This is a genomic window from Brevundimonas sp. GW456-12-10-14-LB3 (assembly GCF_059424365.1).
Map to the genome: position 1 here is coordinate 1 of NZ_JBWKZJ010000074.1, position 3,434 is coordinate 3,434.

At 69.4% G+C, this 3,434-nt stretch carries 2 protein-coding genes; both read left to right on the top strand.

From position 1 onward, the window contains the following. Window positions 1–163: 163 nt before the first annotated feature. Window positions 164–2,239, top strand: a complete 2,076-nt coding sequence (locus tag AC07XS_RS15750) for a TonB-dependent receptor domain-containing protein (protein ID WP_182715196.1) — start codon at window positions 164–166, stop codon at window positions 2,237–2,239. Beyond that, on the top strand, window positions 2,239–3,434 hold a 1,196-nt coding region (locus tag AC07XS_RS15755; protein WP_182715197.1), incomplete at its 3' end, for a PepSY-associated TM helix domain-containing protein. The genes AC07XS_RS15750 and AC07XS_RS15755, both read left to right, overlap by 1 nt.

Genomic DNA, 3,434 nt, shown 5'->3' on the forward strand with positions numbered 1-3,434 from the left:
GTCGAGACCGTCGTCTATATGCCGGCCCGCGTCAGCCCCCCGCCGCCGGCCCGCGCGCCGCCGCGTCCGCCGTCCACCGCCCCACCCTACGCCTGAACCAGACACGAAGCCCGCGCCGGCTCAGCGCCCGCGCGCCCTTTCCCGTTCTGACTTCAGGATCATCATGTCTCTCAAGACCACTGCGGCGCCCTGCGCCCTGCTGCTCGCCGCCCTGTCCACGACCGGATGGGCCAGCCCCGCCCTGGCGCAACAGGCGTCAGAGCCCGCCGTCCTCGACACCGTCATCGTCACCGCCCGCCGCAACGCCGACGACCCCGCCGTCGTCGCCGAGGCGCGGGAGCGTCTGGCCCGCACGCCGGGCGCGGTCGCCGTCGTCTCGGCCGAATCCTACGCCGACCGCTATGCGCCCAACCTCGCCGACGTGCTGCGCGACGCGCCGGGCGTCTATGCCCAGAAGAAGTGGGGCGGCGACATCCGGCTTTCGATCCGGGGCTCCGGCATCGGCAACTCCAGCCACAACCGCGGCACCCTGCTGGCCCAGGACGGGGTCCCGTTCAACGAGGCCGACGGCTTCGGCGACTTCCAGCTGATCGACCCGCTGATCGCCCGCTACACCGAGGTGTACAAGGGCGGCAACGCCCTGCGCTTCGGCGGCGCCCTGCTGGGCGGAGCGGTCAATCTAGTCGCCCCGACCGGGCGCACGGCCGCATCGAACCTGAACCTGCGGCTGGACGGCGGTTCCTATGGCACGGTGCGCGCCCATGCCGAGGTGGCGGGCGTTCGCGGCGACTGGGACGGCTTCGCCGCCGTCACGGGCCAGAGCGTGGACGGCTGGCGTCAACAGAGCGAGGGCAAGTCCCTGCACCTGTCCGCCAATATCGGCCGCAGCTTCGGTCAGGACCGCGAGGTGCGCCTGCTGGTCTCGGGCGGCGACATCCATCAGGAAATCCCCGGCAGTGTCAGCCTATCGGACGCTCTGACCAAACCCCAGGCGGCGACACCGAGCAACATCACCCTGAACTACCAGCGCAATATGCAATCAGTCCGCACGACGGTGCAGACGCGCTGGCGGCTGGACGAGTCCACCGTGTTCGAGGGCGCGATCTATGGAACCTGGAAGGATCTGGACCACCCCATCTTCCAGGTGATCGATCAGGAAAGCCGCAACTACGGCGCTTTCGGACGGTTCCACTGGCAGGGACAGGTCTTCGGCCTGCGCGCCGACGCCTTCTACGGCGCCTGGTATCGTCAGGGCGATCTGGACGCCAAACAATGGGGCAATCTGGCCGGACAGCAGAACGGCCTGCGCGCCCGCAGCTTCCAGAACGGCAAGGGGCTGGACGTCTTCGGCGAGGGGCGGCTGTTCGTCACCGACCGTCTGGCCCTGGTCGCCGGGGGAACCTGGGGCCGCGCCGAGCGGGACTATCAGAGCTATGTAGTCCCCGGCGTCTCCGGCACGATCGACCTGACCGTCGACAAGAGCTTCGACTGGTTCGCGCCCCGCGCCGGCCTGTTGTGGGAAAGCGAGCAGGGCGATCAGGTCTTCGCCAATGTCACCCGCTCGGTCGAGCCGCCCAACTTCTCGGCCCTGTCGCCGACCGCCGCCGGTTATCAGCCCCTGGTCCCGCAGGAGGCCGTGACCTGGGAGATCGGCACGCGCGGTCGCCGAGGGCCGGTGACCTGGGACGTCACCGCCTATCGCGCCGACCTGGACCACGAACTGCTGAACTTCGTCGTCAACGCCTCGCTGGGCATTCCCGCCTCCACCTTCAACGCCGGGCCCACCGTTCACCAGGGGATCGAGGCGGGGCTGGACTGGCGGATCGCGCCGCAATGGCGGCTGCGTCAGACCTACGCCTTCTCGGACTTCTTCTTTGACGGGGACAAGGTCTACGGCGACGCCCACCTGCCGGTCGTGCCGCCGCACCTCTATCGGGCCGAGCTGCGGTATGACCACCCGGCGGGCTGGTTCTTGGCCCCGGGCGTGGAATGGTCGATGGCGGACGCCTGGGTCGACTACGCCAACACCCTGAAGTCGCCCGCCTATACGGTGGCGAACCTGAACATGGGCTGGACCGTGCGGGACGGCCTGACCGTCTTCGCCGACGTGCGTAATCTGTTCGACGAGGCCTATGTCTCGAACTTCAGCGCCGTCACGGATGCCCGGACCGCCTCCACCGCCGTTTTCTTTCCTGGCGAGGGCCGCTCGGCCTATGTCGGCGTGAGGATGAGCTACTGATGGCCGGCAAGGCCGCAACCAAGGCGCCGGACGATCTGTCCGGCGCCTACCGCGCCGTCTGGCGCTGGCATTTCTACGCCGGCGTCTTCGTCATGCCCGTGCTGATGCTGCTGGCCCTGACCGGCGGCCTGTATCTGTTCAAGGACGAGATCGACGGCGCCCTCTATCGCGACATGATCCGCGTGCCGGCGGCCCAAACCCAGACCGCGCCGGACACTTGGGTGGCGTCGGCGGCCCCGGCCGCCGGCGGCGGTCGGGTCGCCAATCTGGTCATGCCCGCCCGGTCGGACCAGGCCGTTCGCCTGCGCGTGGATCGGCCCGACGGGGTGCAGAAGACGGTCTTCGTCGATCCTCACACCGGCCGCGCCACCGGCGTCATTCCCGCCGGCGGCTTCATGGAACTGGTCAAGAAGACCCACAGCCTGACCCTGCTGGGGCGGCCGTTCAACATCCTGGTCGAGATCGTGGCGGGCTGGACCATCATCCTGTTCGCCACCGGCCTCTATCTGTGGTGGCCGCGTGGACGTTCCGTAGCGACCGTCTCGCTCCGGACGACCGACGCCCGACACCGCCCCTTCTGGCGCGACCTGCACGCCCTGACGGGCTTTTACGTCGGCGGTGTGGTGCTGTTCCTGGCGGTCACCGGCATGCCCTGGTCGGCCTTCTGGGGCGACACGGTGATGGACGCCGTCAAGTCCAGCGGTCTGGGCCGCCCGCCCGCCCCCGTCGCGGGAGCCTGGCAGCGCGCCGAACACCATGACCAACCCATCGGCGCCGGTTGGGCCATTGACGGAATGGTCATGACCCACGACCACGCGGGCCACGGCGCACTGGACCGGGTGCTGAAGGCCGCCGACGACGCCGGTCTGGCCCGGCCCTACGCCGTCAACATCCCCGCCGCCGGCGGCACGGCCTATACGATCACGACCCAGGCCCGCCGGGTCCAGGACAGCCGGTCCCTGTACATCGACGCCGCCTCGGGCCGTGTGCTGGCCGACCTCGGCTACGACCGGTTCGGCGTCGGCGCCAAGGCCATCGAGTGGGGCGTCTATACCCACCAAGGCACCCAGTTTGGACAGGTGAACCGGATCATCATGCTGCTGGGCTGTATCGGCGTCTGGCTGCTGGCGATCAGCGGATTGGTCATGTGGTGGAAGCGCCGCCCGCCCAACCCGTCGCGCCTTCGCCTGGGCGC